This window comes from Terrimonas alba (genome assembly GCF_042434975.1).
Classification (GTDB): Bacteria; Bacteroidota; Bacteroidia; order Chitinophagales; family Chitinophagaceae; genus Terrimonas_B; species Terrimonas_B alba.
Genome location: NZ_JBHMQM010000010.1, coordinates 21,278 through 38,601, shown reverse-complemented (window position 1 = coordinate 38,601; position 17,324 = coordinate 21,278). Strand labels below are relative to the sequence as shown.

At 40.9% G+C, this 17,324-nt stretch carries 13 protein-coding genes; 7 read left to right on the top strand and 6 right to left on the bottom strand.

Annotated features, from left to right (window positions below):
- Nucleotides 1–30: 30 nt before the first annotated feature.
- On the bottom strand, nt 31–3,066 hold the full coding sequence (locus tag ACFEL9_RS24460; protein WP_385895564.1) for a tetratricopeptide repeat protein: 3,036 nt from the start codon (nt 3,064–3,066) through the stop codon (nt 31–33).
- 189 nt (nt 3,067–3,255) lie between these two features.
- Between ACFEL9_RS24460 and ACFEL9_RS24455 the strand changes: the two genes are divergently transcribed.
- The 3 genes from ACFEL9_RS24455 (at nt 3,256) to ACFEL9_RS24445 (ending at nt 5,192) form a co-directional block, all read left to right on the top strand.
- Entirely contained in the window at nt 3,256–3,663 is a 408-nt protein-coding gene (locus ACFEL9_RS24455) for a DoxX family protein (protein ID WP_385895562.1), read from the top strand.
- Nucleotides 3,664–3,749: 86 nt separating this feature from the next.
- Nucleotides 3,750–4,160 (top strand): acyl-CoA thioesterase, encoded by a 411-nt coding sequence (locus ACFEL9_RS24450; protein ID WP_385895559.1) that lies wholly within the window; start codon nt 3,750–3,752, stop codon nt 4,158–4,160.
- 9 nt (nt 4,161–4,169) lie between these two features.
- Entirely contained in the window at nt 4,170–5,192 is a 1,023-nt protein-coding gene (locus ACFEL9_RS24445) for a site-2 protease family protein (RefSeq protein ID WP_385895557.1), read from the top strand.
- On the opposite strand, the gene ACFEL9_RS24440 is transcribed toward ACFEL9_RS24445, so the two are convergent.
- The 3 genes from ACFEL9_RS24440 to dacB form a co-directional block, all read right to left on the bottom strand.
- The gene (locus tag ACFEL9_RS24440) at nt 5,193–5,621 is read right to left on the bottom strand and encodes a DUF6526 family protein (protein WP_385895555.1); all 429 of its coding nucleotides are present in this window, start codon (nt 5,619–5,621) and stop codon (nt 5,193–5,195) included.
- Between the two features lie 10 nt (nt 5,622–5,631).
- Nucleotides 5,632–7,410, bottom strand: coding sequence for a DUF885 domain-containing protein (locus ACFEL9_RS24435; RefSeq protein WP_385895552.1), 1,779 nt, complete (start codon nt 7,408–7,410; stop codon nt 5,632–5,634).
- A 70-nt stretch (nt 7,411–7,480) separates the two neighbouring features.
- Nucleotides 7,481–8,860, bottom strand: a complete 1,380-nt coding sequence (gene dacB / locus ACFEL9_RS24430; RefSeq protein ID WP_385895549.1) for a D-alanyl-D-alanine carboxypeptidase/D-alanyl-D-alanine endopeptidase — start codon at nt 8,858–8,860, stop codon at nt 7,481–7,483.
- 47 nt (nt 8,861–8,907) lie between these two features.
- On the opposite strand from dacB, the gene ACFEL9_RS24425 reads away from it, so the two are divergent.
- From ACFEL9_RS24425 to ACFEL9_RS24410, 4 genes are all read left to right on the top strand, one after another.
- On the top strand, nt 8,908–9,495 hold the full coding sequence (locus ACFEL9_RS24425; protein WP_385895547.1) for a Uma2 family endonuclease: 588 nt from the start codon (nt 8,908–8,910) through the stop codon (nt 9,493–9,495).
- Between the two features lie 8 nt (nt 9,496–9,503).
- Entirely contained in the window at nt 9,504–10,802 is a 1,299-nt protein-coding gene (locus tag ACFEL9_RS24420; protein WP_385895545.1) for a CinA family nicotinamide mononucleotide deamidase-related protein, read from the top strand.
- Between the two features lie 164 nt (nt 10,803–10,966).
- Nucleotides 10,967–12,319 carry a dihydrolipoamide acetyltransferase family protein gene (locus tag ACFEL9_RS24415; protein WP_385895543.1) on the top strand — a complete coding sequence of 451 codons (1,353 nt, stop codon included), beginning with the start codon at nt 10,967–10,969 and terminating at the stop codon, nt 12,317–12,319.
- 120 nt (nt 12,320–12,439) lie between these two features.
- Nucleotides 12,440–13,159, top strand: a complete 720-nt coding sequence (locus ACFEL9_RS24410) for a hypothetical protein (protein ID WP_385895540.1) — start codon at nt 12,440–12,442, stop codon at nt 13,157–13,159.
- 62 nt (nt 13,160–13,221) lie between these two features.
- Here the strand turns inward: ACFEL9_RS24410 and ACFEL9_RS24405 are convergent, their stop codons facing one another.
- Together ACFEL9_RS24405 and ACFEL9_RS24400 are read right to left on the bottom strand one after the other, a co-directional pair.
- Nucleotides 13,222–16,212, bottom strand: coding sequence for an alpha/beta hydrolase family protein (locus tag ACFEL9_RS24405; protein ID WP_385895537.1), 2,991 nt, complete (start codon nt 16,210–16,212; stop codon nt 13,222–13,224).
- A gap of 154 nt (nt 16,213–16,366) precedes the next feature.
- On the bottom strand, nt 16,367–17,260 hold the full coding sequence (locus tag ACFEL9_RS24400; protein ID WP_385895536.1) for a DMT family transporter: 894 nt from the start codon (nt 17,258–17,260) through the stop codon (nt 16,367–16,369).
- Nucleotides 17,261–17,324 lie beyond the last annotated feature (64 nt).

The following is a 17,324-nucleotide window of genomic DNA, read 5'->3' as shown; positions in this document are numbered from 1 at the left end:
CATTAGTACTTTTTCAAATTTCCACATTCATCAATTTCCGACTTTGCTGCTCCTGCTTTCTTCTTCGATTACCTGCGACAGTTTGCTTTGAGCTTCACTTTTCAGTGTCGGCTCAATTGTGTTATCAACTACGCTTTGAAAGGTAGCTTTGGCATTGAAATAATCCTTCTGTTTGAAATAGACATCACCCAATAAGATGTAAGCTTTCGTAATCCAATAATCGTAGGACCCCGATTTATTAATTACTTCAAACGCGGCTTTTTCGGCATCGCCCAATTTGTTTAATGCAAACCAGCTTTCCGCTATTTCATACCTGGCTTCTGCGGCCAGCGCTGCTTTATTTAACTGCACTACCGTTTTAAAATTGGCAATGGCCTGGTCATACTGACGGTTTACGGCAAAAGATTTTGCAATAGCCATATTTGCAAGAGCCTTGTCGTCGGTATTGCTGCCTTTAATAGTTAAAAGATCTTTTGCGTTTGCGGCTGCTTCTGTCCATTTCTGCAACTGGTATTGGCTACGCAATAAACCACGCATGGCCTCCAATTTATGTTCCTGGGTAGATGCTTCACGTCCCAATTGGGTATAATATGTTTCAGCTTTCCCATAATTTTTTAACTCAAAGAAATTAATACGGGCCGCAGCCAAAATTGCCCGTTCTGCATATTTGTTAGGTGCATCTGAAGCCACATCTTCGTATCCTGATAAAGCATTGCTCCAATCTTTTTTACCACTGTATATCTCGCCCCGATAAAAATTAGCATCCATGGAATAGGCCCCATCAGGAAATTTTTGCAAGTAATTATTGAAGGCGTTCAAAGCTGCCGAAGTGTTTCCATTGGCAAACTGGCTTTCTGCTGCGGCATAAGTAAGGGAGTCTTCCGTGCTGACACTAATAGGCCTTCCTGCATTACGCATAAACGCTGCGTACTCATCCGCCTTACCCATTTCTATATATATCGTTTTTACATTATCCAATGCATCTGCCGCATCCTGCGAATTGGGATACTGTGTCACCAAAGCCTGGTATTGCCTTAATGCTTCCGCACTATTATTTAAATTGTAATAAGCAGTGCCCAGTTTCAAATAAGCTCTTGGTTTAAGACTGGCATTATCGCCATTTTTTATCACATTGTTCAAATAAGGAATCGCTTCGCTGAATTTCTCATCGGCCATATACGTGTTGGCGATTTCCATATTAGCATCGGTAACTAAAGCGGAAGTTGGAAACTTCCTGGTCATTGTGCTCAGCAAGCTAATTTTATCCTTCGAACTCCTGATACCAGCAATCATTGCATTTTGATAAGTTGCATAATCCTCGTCGGGCCATGAAAATTTGATAACATTCTCATACATAGATTTGGCTTTGCCGTAGTTTTTTCCCATGTAATAACAATCGGCAGCCCGCAGGTAAGCATCCTGTGTCAATTCGTCTGAATTTAATGCCGGACTTTTTGCCAGCGGCTCAAAAAATGTCAGGGCTACCGGGTAATTTTCTTTTCGGAGATAGCAATAGCCGAGATTATAACGGGCTGTATTAGCATTAGCTTCTCCGCTTGCTGGCGAACCACCACTCACATATGCATTATAATATTTAATAGCATCATCAATTCTGTTATTCCTGAAAGCGATTTCTCCTTTCCAGAAACTAACCAGCGGTAATACAGAAGCGTTATTGGGATCTTTTAATGCTTTGTCCAGTAATTCTTCTGCCTCAGCCAACCGGCCATCATTAATAAATTCAGTCGCTCTCCCATACAGGATTCTTGGATATAATCTTTTTGCATTGGGTGTCGGGTTACTCATGCCGTCCAACAAAGCAACTGCCTCCCGGTAGTTGTTGGTATTGGTCAATACTGCCACCAATAAATCTTTTGCTTCTGTAGTGTAGGTGGAGTTGGGATAATCATTTAAAAAATTTCGAAGACCATTCAGCGCTTCATCCTGGTAACCTAGTTCGTAAGATAGTTTTGCGTACTGGAATTTCGACACTTCCTGCTGCTTGCGGTCGCTGCTGTTAGAAGCACAAAAAAGAAAAGCATTTCTGGCATTACTCTTTTGCCCCGTTTTCAAATAAGCATCACCCAGCAGGTACATTGCACTCTGGCTGAGCGTGTCTTCCTTACCACTCAGCTGTTTGAATCCTTCGATAGCCTTAGGCAGATCATTGTTCATGTAATAAGCGTAGGACAACTCATATAAGTCTTCACGACGAACTTTGGGTGAACGCTTCACATAATCTTCCAGGTAAGGCAACCCTTTATCAAATTCCTTTCTTTCGAAATAAGCATGGCCGATCATTTGCTTTAATTCGAGATCATAATACTGCGACTTCCCGGTCTTGATCTTAGCTTCCGCATATTTCAATGCTTCTTCCTTTTTTCCCTGGATATAATAGATCTGTGCGATGTAATAGGGAACTACCGTTGCATAGTCTTTTTCATTTTCAACAATTTTAAAACTTTGCAGCGCTTCATTGTATTGCTTGTCACGAAAAGCCAGGAATCCATAATAATAGTTTGCATCCAAATAGTTCGGATCGTCCTTCATGGAGCGGATGGTATTAAATAACGGCTTGGCTTTTGCAAAATCCTGTAATGTAAAATATGAATAGCCCTGGTGAAATTTCATTTGAGCTATATCCTTGTTACTCAGGTTCGCAATATTGGCTTGTTCGTAATGATTAACTGCTTTTTTAAAGTCTTGCCCGCGGAAATAAAATTCCCCAAGCTGGTAGTTCATCATTTGAACCCTTGCCGTATTTTTTTCGAGATCAATATAGTCAATCGCTTGTTGCTCGGCCCGACTCTCTCCCTGCTTCAGGGCACATGCGGTAGCGTAGTAATTGACCTCCTGCACGGTGACCGAATTATTCGCAATATTTGTTTCCCTGACATCCTGTTTTAATTCCTTTAACAATGGATAAGCCAGGCTGTATTGTTCTTTTTGAAAATACTCTTTTGCTTCTTTAAATTTTTCAGCCGGGTCGGAATAATAAATGGTTTGCTGGCTAAGTGCAGGCAGAGATAGTGCAATAGTAATTGCAAGAAAAAATGATTGCTTCATTCCGTATGTCCTTTAATCCGTTGGGGGATAACGTTGCGAATATTCGAATTATTTCAAGTGTGGCCAAAGATCATTCCAAACAGGTGTGGATAAGTCTTATATTATAGGTTGTTTAACAAAATACTCATTTCCACATCCTTTAAGTCAATTAAAAATTCTTATGTATTATTGCAGCCAAAATTCCCAACCATGAAAAGACTTTTCAGTATTAAGTACACTGATAATGGAATAGCATTCGCTACTTTTTTGTTGCGCCTGGCACTTGGCGGCCTGATCATACCACACGGCTATAGCAAATTGATAACATTTGCATCTAAGTCATCCAGTTTTGCAGATCCCTTTCATATTGGTCATAGCACCTCCATGGCACTGGTCATTTTTGCAGAGTTCTTTTGTGGTGTTTTTATTTTACTGGGATTGTTTACCCGCTTGGCGTGTATCCCACTCATTGTTACCATGGCGGTAGCCCTGTTTTACGCACATAAAGGTGATTTCTTTGGCCAGGGAGAAACGGCTACCTTATACCTGATGGGTTACCTGGCTTTATTATTTACAGGCCCCGGTAAAATCAGCCTGGACCGTTTCATTGCAAAATAATGGAAATAAATGTTGGGCACTGAAAATTGATTCTTGTCAATGATTTGCTAAAAAAGAATTTTTAATGCTCAATTTCAAGTTTAAAAATGTTTACCACCCAAACACAGGTAAGAGTTCGCTATGCGGAAACTGACCAGATGGGCGTTGTCTATCACAGTAATTACTTTCAGTATTTTGAAGTGGCCCGTGCAGAGTCCATCCGTTCACTGGGTTTTACCTACGCAGACATGGAAAAAATGGGCGTGATTATGCCCGTGATCGAAGTACAATGCCGTTATCTCCGGCCTGCCTTATATGATGACCTGTTAACTGTCAAAGTAATCCTAAAAGAACTGCCGGTTCATCATAAAATAGAATTTCACCAGGAGGTATATAATGAAAAAGGAGACCTGCTCGTTAACGGAAAAGTGATTTTGTATTTTATGGAGTCAAAAACAATGAAACGAACCACCATGCCGGAGCAACTATTACTAAAACTTCAGCCTTATTTTAATTAATTTTAAAGGATGGAAAATTTAGCAGAACCGTCCCGGTTTGATGGCAATGAAGAGCAAACTGCTTTTCCGGAAACATCGTTTACCTATCCGCCCAAATTTCAAAAACCTGAAGAGCAGCCGGGTAATATCTGGCTCCGCTCGATCGCCAGCCTGGCGCTTTACCTGATATTGGGATATTATATTTTTCACAGCTTTGAAATGTTGTTGCTGATTACGGCAATAGTGGTTTTTCATGAACTGGGGCATTTCTTTGCCATGAAGTTTTACCGCTACAAGGACCTGGGCATATTCTTTATTCCCCTGCTGGGTGCATATGTATCCGGAAGCAAAAGGGAAGTATCACAAAAAGAATCTGCCGTGATTCTATTAGCCGGACCACTTCCGGGAATTATCGCAGGAATTATCATGTACTTTCTGTATAAATACAATCCTTCTTTATATATTGGCAGTCTTTCCTTTTACACGGTTTCTCTGTTAACGATCTTTTTAAACCTGATCAATCTTTTCCCGGTATATCCATTGGATGGCGGTCAATTACTGAACCGTGTGTTTTTAGATGAAGAAAGCTGGTTAAGTAAAGTTTTTGTTTTTCTATCTATCGGCGTGCTGACCTGGTTTGCCTTGTATGGCATGAGCCGGCCGTTTTATCCATTACTGATTTTCCCCGCTATGATGCTATTTCGAATGATCGGGGACAATAAATTAACTGCTGTCGAGAAAAAAATTGAAACAGAGGGTTTTGACCTCGATCTGAACTATGACGAGCTGCCGGATGAAGATTACTGGAAGATCAGGAATATTTTAATACAGGAACATTCTGCCTTTAAAGATATAGCTCCTGCCCCTCCGTTTGAGTATAGTGCGAAAGAAGAAAAAATAATGTCAACTATTCAAAGCCTTCTTCACCGGCATTTGATCCAGGATGTATCGATAGTTGGAAAAATTTTTATCCTTTTAATTTGGCTGGCCGCCATCGCGTCACCCTGGCTGATCGATATGGATCTTTCCTTTTTCCGTCGATTTGGTTTTTAATCAGACACGATTGTAATCAGGTTTCCAGTTTTTTATCGCCTGCTTAATATCTTTTGAAGAAAGTTTTTCGTCTACTGCTCTTTTTGCCAAAGCAGGCAACTCCTCATCGCTGGCAAACCGAAGTGCGATGATCTGCCCCATCCGAAGATGCCGGTCCAATGGCTGGCCCGTTAAAATAAAATGTCTGAAATTCTCCTCTGCACGAATAGCCCTGTCCTGTGCACGCAATGCAAACCAGCGGATATACCAGTAAAAGCCTATCAACACAATGACGACCACTACAATAAGTGCGGCTGAGTAGTGTGTATGAGCATCCGAACGAACGAGGTTGATAATACTACCAATCAATAAGGCCAATAGTACCGTTGGAATTACAAGGTGCCAAAGCGGTATATAACGACTATGATTTTTAAAATTTTGTTCACTCATAAAATGGTATTTATGGTTTGTAGTTATTGGCCCATTTGTCCATCTTCCCTTCCAAAAGGCTCAGGGGCAAAGCTCCATCTTTCAACACTTCATCATGAAATGCCGCAAGGTTGAAATTAGCTCCCAGTTGCTTTTCATATTTATGGCGAAGTTCGCTTATTTTCAAAGCACCAATTTTATAGCCCAATGCCTGGCCGGGAATAACCATATAGCGTTCTATTTCCGCAATGGCGCCTTGTTCACTAATCGCTTCATGATCCATCATGTATTTGATCGCCTCTTCTCTCGTCATTCCTTTTGAATGAATTGCAACGTCAACCACTAATCTGATGGCCCTGTGCATCTCATCACCCAGCGCACCCATATACTGATATGGATCAGTATACAATCCTAACTCCTTTCCAAGCGATTCGCAATAGAGTGCCCAACCCTCGACGTAAGCATTATTACCGCCAAATCGACGAAATTTTGGCAACAAACTATCTTCCTGCTGCAGTGAAAGTTGGTAATGGTGTCCCGGAATTGCTTCATGAAGAAATAATGATTCCATGCCGCTCGTGGTGTTAAAAGTGGTTGCATCGATGATAGGAATATAAAAAATACCAGGCCTGGTTCCATCCGGCGAACCCTGTAAATATTCTGCGCTGGCACTGGCTGCCCTGAAGGCCTCTGTTTGCCTGATCTCGAAACCAGCTTTTGGTGTATGATTAAACATTTTTGCCAGGTACGGTATCATGGTCCGGTGAATTTTTTCAAATGCATCCAGCACCTCCTTTGGAGTTTTATACGGCATGAACTTCTTGTCCGTTCTCATGTATTCAAAAAACTCATTCAGTGATCCCCTGAAGCCCGTTGAGTTTTTCACGCTATCCATCAACGCACTTATTCTCTCTACTTCTTTTAGACCAGTCGCATGTATCTCTTCCGGTGTTTTATCCGTAGTCGTTTGTTGCTTTACTAAAAAACTATAATACTCCTTACCGCCGGGTATACCATCTATGCCAGAACTCTGTCTCGCTTTAGACAGGTATTCATTTTGTAAAAAGTCACCGAGTTTTTTGTAGGCAGGTTCCAGTTGCGCCCGGATCAGTTTTTCAAACTCTGTTGTGAGTCTTGATTTATCAGCGTCACTAAATGCTGCCGGAAGTTTGGCAATAGGTCCATAGAAAATACTTTCCCTAATGTTTGCCGCGGGTATGGCTTTCATTTGGGGAATCATTTTCACCACGATCGACCTGGGCAATACGACACCAGCCCCTGTACCTTTTTTAAAATAACCGATGGCACTGTCAGCCCAGGCAGGAAAAACTGAAGCTCTTTTAATCCAGTCATCATAGTCCTTTACCGTTTTGAAGGGTTGGATACCGCCGCCGCTACCTAATTGGCCCATGGTTAAGGTGAGGCCATAAAACTGCTGAAAAGGAATATAATTGTCTTTAAATGCCAATGCATCCAGGTTCATCTTTGTCTCATACACAAATACATCATAATTGATCTTGTCAGTTTCGTTCAGCTCATCCCGGTTATATTTTTTTGCTTCAGTGAGATATCGTGAATAAAAATCACGAAGCTTAGCACGATAGTCATCTGAAAATTCAATTGCCAACTTATCATTATAACGGGGATCACCAATTGCTGTAGCCTCGAGGGGATACCATTGCAGGCGTTCCTCATAATACTTTTCAAAAAAGTCAGCGAGTTCCTGATGGGTCGTTGGCGAAGCTTCTTTTGTTTGATTATTACAACCTAGCATAAATAGTACGATGATGCCGATAATAACTGGTTTCATATCCTTGCATTAAGGGAACAAAATAGGCTAATTGTCAAATATTAGATTGCCGCTCTTCCATTTCTACCCCTTACTTTAATATATCGAGTACTTTATACATCTTGCCCACCAACGCCGAAGCTTTCCCATTATAATTATTGACCAAAAATGAAAAAATATACTCTGATCCATCCTTAGCTGTATGATAGCCGCAAAACGCCTTTACATCATTGATAGTACCGCTTTTTATTTTCATACCGTTGTATTCCGGCAGTGAATTATAAAAATGCGGAAACCAGTCTTTGGTTTTTGCATATTTTAAAATCTCGACCTGTGCATGAGTAGTAACCCGGTTAAGCGGTGAAAGGCCTGAGCCGTCATAAATATTCAGCTCTTCTTCATCTAAACCTTTTTGTTTCCAAAAATCTTTTACAATTGCAACACCAGAATCAGTTGAGCCAAATCCTTTTTTTTCATAGGCAAAAGTTTTTATCAATGCTTCGCCATAGAGATTGATACTTTTCTTGTTTAACCAATAGATGATGGAATCGAGGGATGGAGAATATTCTGTATGAAATATTCTTGGATTACTTTTTGTAGGGTCATAAAGATCAACTGATGGCAAATTCGAATTCAAAGAAAGTTTATCCTTTAACGCAACTCTTAATGATTCTATAAATTGATGTCCAGGATCGGGCATTGCGCCAGATATTTGAAAATTATTTTCTTCTACGGGTATTGTACCTCTGACAATTATTTTAGACTCCGTCACTGGCAGGTAAATGTAAGCGTTGTCACCTGTTCCTTTTGCTGCTGAACTTAGCTCCGATTTTATAGATTGAGAAAACAAAACCGGCTTAGTTGTTACCACGTCTACGGTATCCCCAATTTTTTTTCCCGATTTTAAGATAATATCATATTGATTTTCCCGCCAGTTTAAATACGAAGCTCCAGCGCCATAATAATTCCCAATATCCTGCCATATCCAGCCATCTGGAACCTGCGCCTTACTCCACCCATTCGCATCCACCAGTACTGTAGGGCTATCGAATTTAATAGCATCAGTGGCTTTGCTGAGCCTCCTCAAAACATTCTCTTCTTTTTTTGACTCCCACCTCCAACTTCCAAATGTTGGATCTCCGGATGCTTTTATATAAAGGTTTTTGCCGCTGTTATTTTCCACAACACCAAATTCTGTTTTATATCTATAATCTTTCCCCAACAACTCAAATGCCGTCACACTTGTAATAATTTTTTGTGTAGATGCTGGCGCCAAACCAACTTGTGAGTTTTTATCAAAAACCACCCTACCAGTTTTAGCATCGATCACATACAGGGAACTAATCGCATGCTTTAACTGATCATCATTTTCAAATTGCTGGAAAGCTTTTTTCAATTTTTGATTTATCGTCTGTGCAAACGAACTGATAACCAGTAACAGGCAACCGGCAACAAAAAACAATCTCATCATTAGTAACTTCTATTTATGCTAAAACTAAAAAGATTTAAATTTGAAATATGGAAAATGAAGTTAAAGAACCGGCGCCTAAGTATAATTTTATTTCGCCACAGGAATATCTTACGATAGAAAGGGCTGCTGAATATAAAAACGAGTACTATCATGGCCAAATATTGGCTATGTCCGGTGCGAGTTTGAATCATAACAGGATTGATGGCAACCTGATCGCTAATATTGGAAATTTTCTTAAAGGCAAAAACTGTCGTGTATTACCTTCCAATATGCGTATCAGTACTCCTTCCTATGATTCCTATATGTATCCTGGTGCAAGCATTGTCTGTGGCGAACCACAACTGGAGGATGACCAGTTTGATACATTGCTAAACCCATCTGTTATTTTCGAAATTCTATCACCTTCAACCCGAAGTATTGATAAGGGAAGAAAATTTTTCTTTTACCAGCAAATTCCTTCACTGAAAGAATATATAATGATTGACTCATTGAAAAGATATGTTCAGGTAGCACGAAGACAATCTGATGAATCCTGGAAGTTTGAAAACATAGATGAAACTCATACGTCACTTCATATACAAACTATCAATTTTCAATTTCCCCTTTCTGAAATTTATTACGATACCGGCCTTTAATATTTATTATGCCCTCAACTATCAACGCTTCTATTATCACAATCGGTGATGAACTATTAATTGGCCAAACCATCGATACTAACAGTGCATTTATAGCCCAGGAATTAAATAAGATCGGCATATGGGTACGCCGCAGAGTGGCAGTGGGTGATGTGTGGGATGATATCTGGCAGGCATTGGACGAAGAAGGTAAACAATCGCAGATCATTATTATCACAGGCGGCCTTGGGCCTACTGCCGATGATATTACCAAGCCGTTGCTGTGTAAATACTTTGGCGGAAAAATGATTGTGGACGAAAATGTATTGAACCACGTAAAGTATCTGTTTGAAAAAGTCTACCGCCGCCCTGGTCCAATATTGGAAAGAAACCTGAAGCAGGCGGAAGTTCCTGATGTATGTACCGTATTACATAACGCAAGAGGATCAGCTCCGGGCATGTGGTTTGCCCCCCAGCCCGCTAAAGGCGGGGAATTAAAAAACTCCGATAAAAAAATTTTTATTTCATTGCCCGGTGTGCCGCATGAAATGAAAGGCTTAGTTACAAGCGAGGTCATTCCCCGTTTATTAAAAGAGTACACCATGCCAGCGGTAGTACATCGCACCGCTTTTACAGCCGGATTGGGGGAATCAATGATCGCTGAACTGTTGCTTGATTTCGAAAGCTCACTTCCTTTGCATATTAAACTCGCCTACCTGCCCAGCTATGGTATGGTCAGGCTAAGGCTCACGTCTACCGGCGACAACAAAGAGGCCGTTGAAAAAGAGCTGACACCTTATTTTGAAAAAATCCAGCTGCTGGTAAAAGATTATTTAGTAACCAATGAAGATGAAGGCCTCGAAATTGTGATCGGCAAAATCTTGAAAGCTCAAAATAAAACCCTGGGTACGGCTGAAAGTTGTACCGGTGGATATATAGCCCATCTTATTACAAGTATCGCCGGATCTTCGGCCTATTATAAAGGCACCATTGTTAGCTATGCCAACGACGTAAAAGAAAATATGTTGGGCGTAAAGAGCGATACTTTAAAAATGTATGGCGCCGTAACTGAAGAAACTGTACAGGAAATGGTGAAGGGTGCGCTAACAAAACTGAATGTTGATTATGCATTGGCCACTTCCGGCATTATGGGACCTGATGGCGGCACTGATGAGAAACCGGTAGGAACTGTTTGGATAGCTGCCGGCAACAAGGAAAAAATCCAAACGATAAAACTCAATTTGCGCTTCGACAGGAAACGCAATATAGAAATGACGGCTGTCAATGCCCTCAATTTTCTCAGAAAATTCATTTTGACTAACGGTTGATCGCATCATTATGCCCAAATCATTACCTTTGCCCGGTCAAAAAATTGCTTGTCTTACTTGCCCATTAATTTGAAGATGAAGTGTGTCCCGAAGCAAGTCCGGGATAAACTGTGCAAGGGACGATGAGTTTTGTTTTGTCGCTGATTACCTAATAAAAAATAATTATGGCGATAGTTGACTTAATAATGCCAAAACTTGGCGAAAGTATTACAGAAGCGACCATTTTAAAATGGCACAAACAACCAGGCGATCCTGTTAAAATGGACGAAACGGTATTGGATATTGCTACCGATAAAGTCGACAGCGAAGTACCAAGTACTGCTGAAGGTGTGATCGAAAGCCTGTTGTTTAATGTAAATGATGTGGTACCGATTGGTGCAGTAATCGCCAAAATTAAAAGCAATACCACGGAATCAACTGCTACTACAGACATTCCAGTAGCACCTCAACCGGCAATTCAACCCATCCAGGAAATAAAACAAGCTGAAACAGCATCACCTGCTCCAATAACAGCAACACCCTTAAAATCACCAACAGCAAATGGCCTCTCCAATCGTTTTTATTCACCCCTGGTATTAAATATTGCCACCAGCGAAGGGGTGAGCATGGCCGAGCTTGAACAAATAAGTGGGACGGGTAATGAAGGCCGTGTAACCAAGAAAGATATCTTACAATATGTCAATGATAAAAAGCAAGGGAAAGTAGTGAGGCCCGCGGCTCAACTTGAAACTCAACAACAGGTTGCAATAGTTAAAGAAGCTATTCCTCAACTCAGGAGCCAGGATTCAGAAATCACTACTTATGCCGGCAATGTGGAGATTATTGAAATGGACAGGATGCGGAAACTGATTGCTGATCACATGGTCCGCAGCAAACATACGAGTCCGCATGTAACCAGTTTTACAGAAGCCGATGTAACCAATCTTGTGCTGTGGCGTGATCGGGTAAAAAAGGAATTTGAAAAAAGAGAGGGCACGAAGATCACTTTCACACCGCTGTTTATTGAAGCCATTGTAAAATGTATTAAAAGGTTTCCGCTTATCAACAGCTCACTGGATGGAGATAAAATAATTCTGAAAAAAGATATTAATATAGGAATGGCAACTGCCTTGCCTAGTGGCAATTTAATTGTGCCTGTAATAAAAAATGCCGATCAGTTAAACCTGGTTGGTTTATCCAAACAAGTAAACGGCCTTGCCGATAATGCCCGCAACGGAAGGTTAAAGGCAGATGACACACAAGGAGGAACATTTACCTTAACCAACGTGGGAACATTTGGTAGCCTGATGGGAACGCCTATTATTAATCAACCCCAGGTGGCAATATTGGCGGTAGGGGCAATTAAAAAACGGCCCGTTGTTGTAGAAACATCCCAGGGCGACAGCATAGCAATCCGGCACATGATGTATTTGTCGATGAGTTATGACCATCGTATTGTCGATGGTAGTCTCGGAGCTACATTCCTGACCGCTGTGGCTAAAGAGTTGGAAAATTTCAATCCTGATAGAGAAATATAGTTGGCAACTCTAAGATCGTGGCAAAAGAGTTTTAACAATGCTGCATGATTATACCATGCAGCATTGTTATTAAATATTCCTTCTTTTTTGTAAATTGGAATAACTAAACCACCAGCCACTATGAAACAATTATCTGAAACCTGGTTTGCCGAAGGCTATATCGACTTTGAGTTGAAAAAATACACCCTGCTCGCCTATCTGCAGGAAGTAAACAAATACTTTGACCAGAATAAACTGTATCCCCAGCTGGCTGACGTTGTTTTTCACTATCACAACCTGGTCGCCTTTCGGGAGAACAAAAAATTTTTGCAGGAACATTTTCCCAAAAAGATGACCGGCATTCAAATGGAAAAACTGCAGCTTTTGTATCAGCAAATGATTGAAGATGACGAACTGATGCAGGAACTGGAGGAGATCATCCATTATGCCGCCGATACGTTAAAGATGACCTTGCAAACCGGCGCCGGTATTTATGAATTCGTCGAAGAAAAGATCAATATCAACCCTGTTGGCATTATTCCGCTTGACCTGAAAGAAGGATATTTCTTTTTAACAAGTGGCAACACCAAAATTGCACGGACCTATCACTATCGTCTTTCTATTTTTGAAAAACATGATGAAAAATACCGGAGTATCAAAACGGTGTTGGTCAATAAATGGCAGCGCAGCATCAGCAGCACTTACGAGCAAACAAAAGCAGAGCTAATACGACATTTTAACCAGTTGCCCAATCCGGCCGTTTACTCCATCGACACTGAATTGAGTTTTCCTGTTGATGAAACTTTATTGCCTATTGCAAAAAGAAGCCTGGTGAAGTTTATTACTGAGCAGGCCGCGTAAAAAGTTTAAAAGGTTTGATAGTTGGTGACTCAGGCACTTTAAACCTATGAAACTTTTTGAACTTATGGAATTATCTCCAATCCCCAGTCTTTTCCTTTTTTAACAGCAGGAACACCTTCGGTGATCCATTTGGCTGGCTTGTCTCCTTTCAATAACCAATCGAAGAATTGTTGTTGCCTTATCTGGATATCCTTTCGATTCTTTCGCTGAATGAGATTATGAGCTTCACCGTTATAATTCAACATCCATACTTTTTTCCAAAGACGTCGCATACCCGTGAAGAGTTCGATTCCCTGGTACCATGGCACTGCACCATCGGCGTCGTTTGCCATAATGACCAGCGGAGTTTTTACTTTGGGCAAATGAAATAAAGGAGAGCTTTCAATATAGAGTTGTGGCTTTTCCCATAAGGTGGCGCCAATTCGGCTCTGTGTTTTCTCGTACTGAAACTGCCGGCTAGCGCCGCTCTCCCAACGAATACCTCCATAGGCACTCGTCATGTTGGCAACTGGTGCACCGGCCCATGCTGCTTTAAACATATCAGTCATGGTGATGAGTTGCGCCACTTGTAGGCCGCCCCAGCTTTGTCCCTGTATGCCAATATTTTTTGCATCTACCCATTTATGCTTTGCCAAATCCTTTGCCGCACTGACAATATAATCATAGGCGCTTTGAGCCGGATGACCTATTGTATACCTGATATCGGGGGCAAAAACCAGGTAACCACGACTCACAAAAAATGAAATATTCAAGCGACTTGGTGTGGGTGCAGGCGGAATATAATTGTTCAATCCATCAGATAGTTTTTCATAGAAATAAAGAATCAAAGGATATTTTTTGGAAGGATCAAAATCTTCAGGTTTATATAAAATGCCTTCGGATGATTTGCCTTTAAATGTTTTCCATTTATAGAGTTCGGCAGATCCCCAGTTGTAGTCTTTTTGTTGAGGATTGATAGAAGAAAGTTGCTTTTCCAAAAACGTGAATTGATTGGACGCAAGTTCACCGGCCTCCCGCTGTTCAACTCCCCGTCCAACATAAATATCTGGTGACCTTTTATAATTTTCCTTCGTATAAATCAGTACGTCTGTATTTTTTGATTTTACAATACCTCCAATATTAAACTTAGCGTCGAACACATAGGGGAAACTTCTCCGGGTATTATTAAGATCGAGGGCTACAAGTGACGAATTCTTTGTTGTTTCATTAAACTTCCTGAACAACAACTTTTGACCGGCCGTTATTGATTTAGCATCCGGGTCTGTCTGAATAAACCGACTGGCAATTTTATTTTTCCGCTCAGCAGTAAACATTGTTGCTGTTGTAGTAGTTTCCCCTAATCCAATTCTCCAAATGTCATACTTGTCATAAACATATACCACTGAGTCGCCTTCTTGCCAACCCATTATTCCGTAGGGTGATGGTTCTACCGGCGAATCGTTTTCTTCGTCATACAATGGTACTTTTATTTTGGCAGTGATATTCCTGGTCCGGTCTCCATCCCATGCAAAATAATTTTTGGCTTTGTTGTCATACCACATGATATACTTGCCGGTTGGTGAAACATAGTTGGGTGATATAACCCCCAGCATATCTTTTTTAATCAGTGTTTTATTACCCGTTTTTACATCAATAGCATAAATATCTTTTTTGGTATTACCTGTCCATTGGCTTTCCAATCTTTTTCCAACATCAGTTACACCTACAAAAGTTTCGCCGTCACCCTCGTTAGTTTGAAAAACAGTTGGAATTTCTTCGGAGGCCAGTTGCAGAATAGTATTTTTTTCGAAGTCACAAACCGACAGGAAGCTCTTTTGCAAATCCCGTTGCAGGCGGCTCAGTTGAACGGTTTGTAAATAGTCATCATTGTAGTGCCAAACGTCCAGCTTTACCAAATCCATTTCAATCAATGAGGTGTCTTTTGGCGCTTGTATTGGTGCTACGCCAAAAAATATACGCTTACCCGATTTACTGAACCCGGGTGTCGCATTTTCGCTGATGGTCATGCCCAATACCATTCCCACGGAATTTTTGTCTACGAGTACTGAGGCGCTGTCCATCCCCTCTTTGAAGTACCAAACTTTGTAATATTTCTCCAGGTCCTTTGGCCCGGCATCTCTTTCTGCGAGGTAAGCGACCTGTGATCCATCGTCAGAAAAAACGAAATTTTTAAAATCGTTACCACCGCGGCTCAATGTGTCGATAATACCAATGTTCAGATCATACAATAAAACCATGATCTTGCTGAGCGAATCTTTAGGATCACGGGATTGTTCCAGCAAAAGTTTTTGACCGTTTTTGCTGAATAAGTATTCCACTACATTTTTAAATGACTTTTCGTTACCTGTTTTTAAGTTTCTCAGCCGGAGTTCAGTACCGGCTTCGGGAGAAGCTGTGGCTTCATCTCCCTCTGCATCATAACCATCCAGTTCATCAATCAACACAATAGAATCATCTTTTCCTTTCGCTTTTCCCTTCGGCATAGAAGTTATCACTGCTTTCAAAGAGTCGATTATCTTATTGAGACTATCTGTTACTTTTTTATTGTCGGCTTTTGGTTTCGCATCGGCAGGTTTTTCCAGGTGATAGGCGAGCCAACCAAAACTTTTTTCCGGCGTCTTGAAGCCCTTGATTGCGGCTTTTCTCCAAACACTATCTTTTCCCAATTCTACTATCCCCAGTGAATCTTTGGGCATTTCCTCCGTCATCTTTCCCTGCCTGCCAACGGCCAGGTTTTTTATTTTCGCTTCCCTTGTTTCTTTGAAAAAAGGCTTGATCCGGAAAATAACATAACGGCTATCTTCCGTTATCACCGCATTATAACCCCTTGCCACTGATTTTTTATACACTGCATCAGCCGCGGCGGATTGTATCACCAGTTCATTGTCGCCTTCCTGGGGATCGATCGTATACACTACCCACTTACCATCATTGCTGATCAGTTTTTGCACGATACTCTGCCAACTATCATAAACTGAGTGATCCAGCGGCTTTTTTTGGGCCATCACAGGTTGTGTTGTGAAAAACAAAACAAGAAATAAAATATATCTCATGATGCAGGAAAAAATTAAAGCTTTAAAGATAACCGAGAACCACGATTTTTGGGACTTTAAAAAAGATTCCACAGTATAAAAATTTTTAAAGGCGGTTACTACAATCGCTATTGATGCGGGCATCGGATGAAATGAATCATTAATACCTGCTATTTTAAACAGCAACACCTGCCACCAATTTTCTCTCATGCCTTACCAGGATGATGACATGAACAATCAGTGCAACAGCAATAATGGCAAACCCGGCATAGAACCATTTACTCAATAGCTGATTTTCCTTATAGACAATAAAAGCCAGTAATATTCCATACACAGGTTCCAGGTTAAAGGAGAGATTGACAGTGAATGCTGACAAGCGTTTCAGGGCATTGGATGAAAACTGAAAAGCGATCACCGAGCAAAGCCATGATAGAACCAGCAACCACAAAAAATCTTCCATACCCGGAAAAAAATTTTCAACCGGAAACTGCTCCAGGTAAAAAGGAAGAAGTATTGACAAAGTAACCAGGCCACCCGTTTGCTGCCAGGCAAGCATCGTCTCCACATTCATTCGCTGCAGAAACTGTTTGTTATAAATAGGGAACAAAGAAGCTAACACCGCCGAGATAACGCCGATTATAATACCGGTTTTATACTTTGCATCGAAGTGAAAAATAATGTAGATACCGGCAATCGTCATGATGCCTAATAACATCTCTGTCCAATTAATCCGCTTTTTCAAAATCAGTGGCTCAAAAATGGCCGTAAAAAAACCGATAGCTGAAAAGCAAACCAAGGCTACTGAAACGTTGGCGTATTTAATAGACCCATAAAAAGTAACCCAATGCATTGCAGCAATAAACCCAACCACACTGATCTTCAGAACTTCTACAACTGATAGCCTGGTTATCTTTTTACTCATACCAAACAGTATCCACATTGTCACCGCTGTAAATAATAGCCTGTACCATACAATCATTCCTTCATTTAATGATATAAGACGCCCCAAAATACCCGTAAACCCGGCTAAAAAAACAGCTATATGTAATTGGAGAAAAGCTTTCTTCATTTCACCGAAACTAAGAAATGCGGGCAATATCAGTAAGAGTAAATTGAACTTTGAAAAATAGCAA

Coding starts and splice junctions, on each gene's coding strand:
- ACFEL9_RS24460 (WP_385895564.1), bottom strand. CDS start 3,066: ATGAAGCAATCATTTTTTCTTGCAATTACTATTGCACTATCTCTGCCT.
- ACFEL9_RS24455 (WP_385895562.1), top strand. CDS start 3,256: ATGAAAAGACTTTTCAGTATTAAGTACACTGATAATGGAATAGCATTC.
- ACFEL9_RS24450 (WP_385895559.1), top strand. CDS start 3,750: ATGTTTACCACCCAAACACAGGTAAGAGTTCGCTATGCGGAAACTGAC.
- ACFEL9_RS24445 (WP_385895557.1), top strand. CDS start 4,170: ATGGAAAATTTAGCAGAACCGTCCCGGTTTGATGGCAATGAAGAGCAA.
- ACFEL9_RS24440 (WP_385895555.1), bottom strand. CDS start 5,621: ATGAGTGAACAAAATTTTAAAAATCATAGTCGTTATATACCGCTTTGG.
- ACFEL9_RS24435 (WP_385895552.1), bottom strand. CDS start 7,410: ATGAAACCAGTTATTATCGGCATCATCGTACTATTTATGCTAGGTTGT.
- dacB (WP_385895549.1), bottom strand. CDS start 8,860: ATGATGAGATTGTTTTTTGTTGCCGGTTGCCTGTTACTGGTTATCAGT.
- ACFEL9_RS24425 (WP_385895547.1), top strand. CDS start 8,908: ATGGAAAATGAAGTTAAAGAACCGGCGCCTAAGTATAATTTTATTTCG.
- ACFEL9_RS24420 (WP_385895545.1), top strand. CDS start 9,504: ATGCCCTCAACTATCAACGCTTCTATTATCACAATCGGTGATGAACTA.
- ACFEL9_RS24415 (WP_385895543.1), top strand. CDS start 10,967: ATGGCGATAGTTGACTTAATAATGCCAAAACTTGGCGAAAGTATTACA.
- ACFEL9_RS24410 (WP_385895540.1), top strand. CDS start 12,440: ATGAAACAATTATCTGAAACCTGGTTTGCCGAAGGCTATATCGACTTT.
- ACFEL9_RS24405 (WP_385895537.1), bottom strand. CDS start 16,212: ATGAGATATATTTTATTTCTTGTTTTGTTTTTCACAACACAACCTGTG.
- ACFEL9_RS24400 (WP_385895536.1), bottom strand. CDS start 17,260: ATGAAGAAAGCTTTTCTCCAATTACATATAGCTGTTTTTTTAGCCGGG.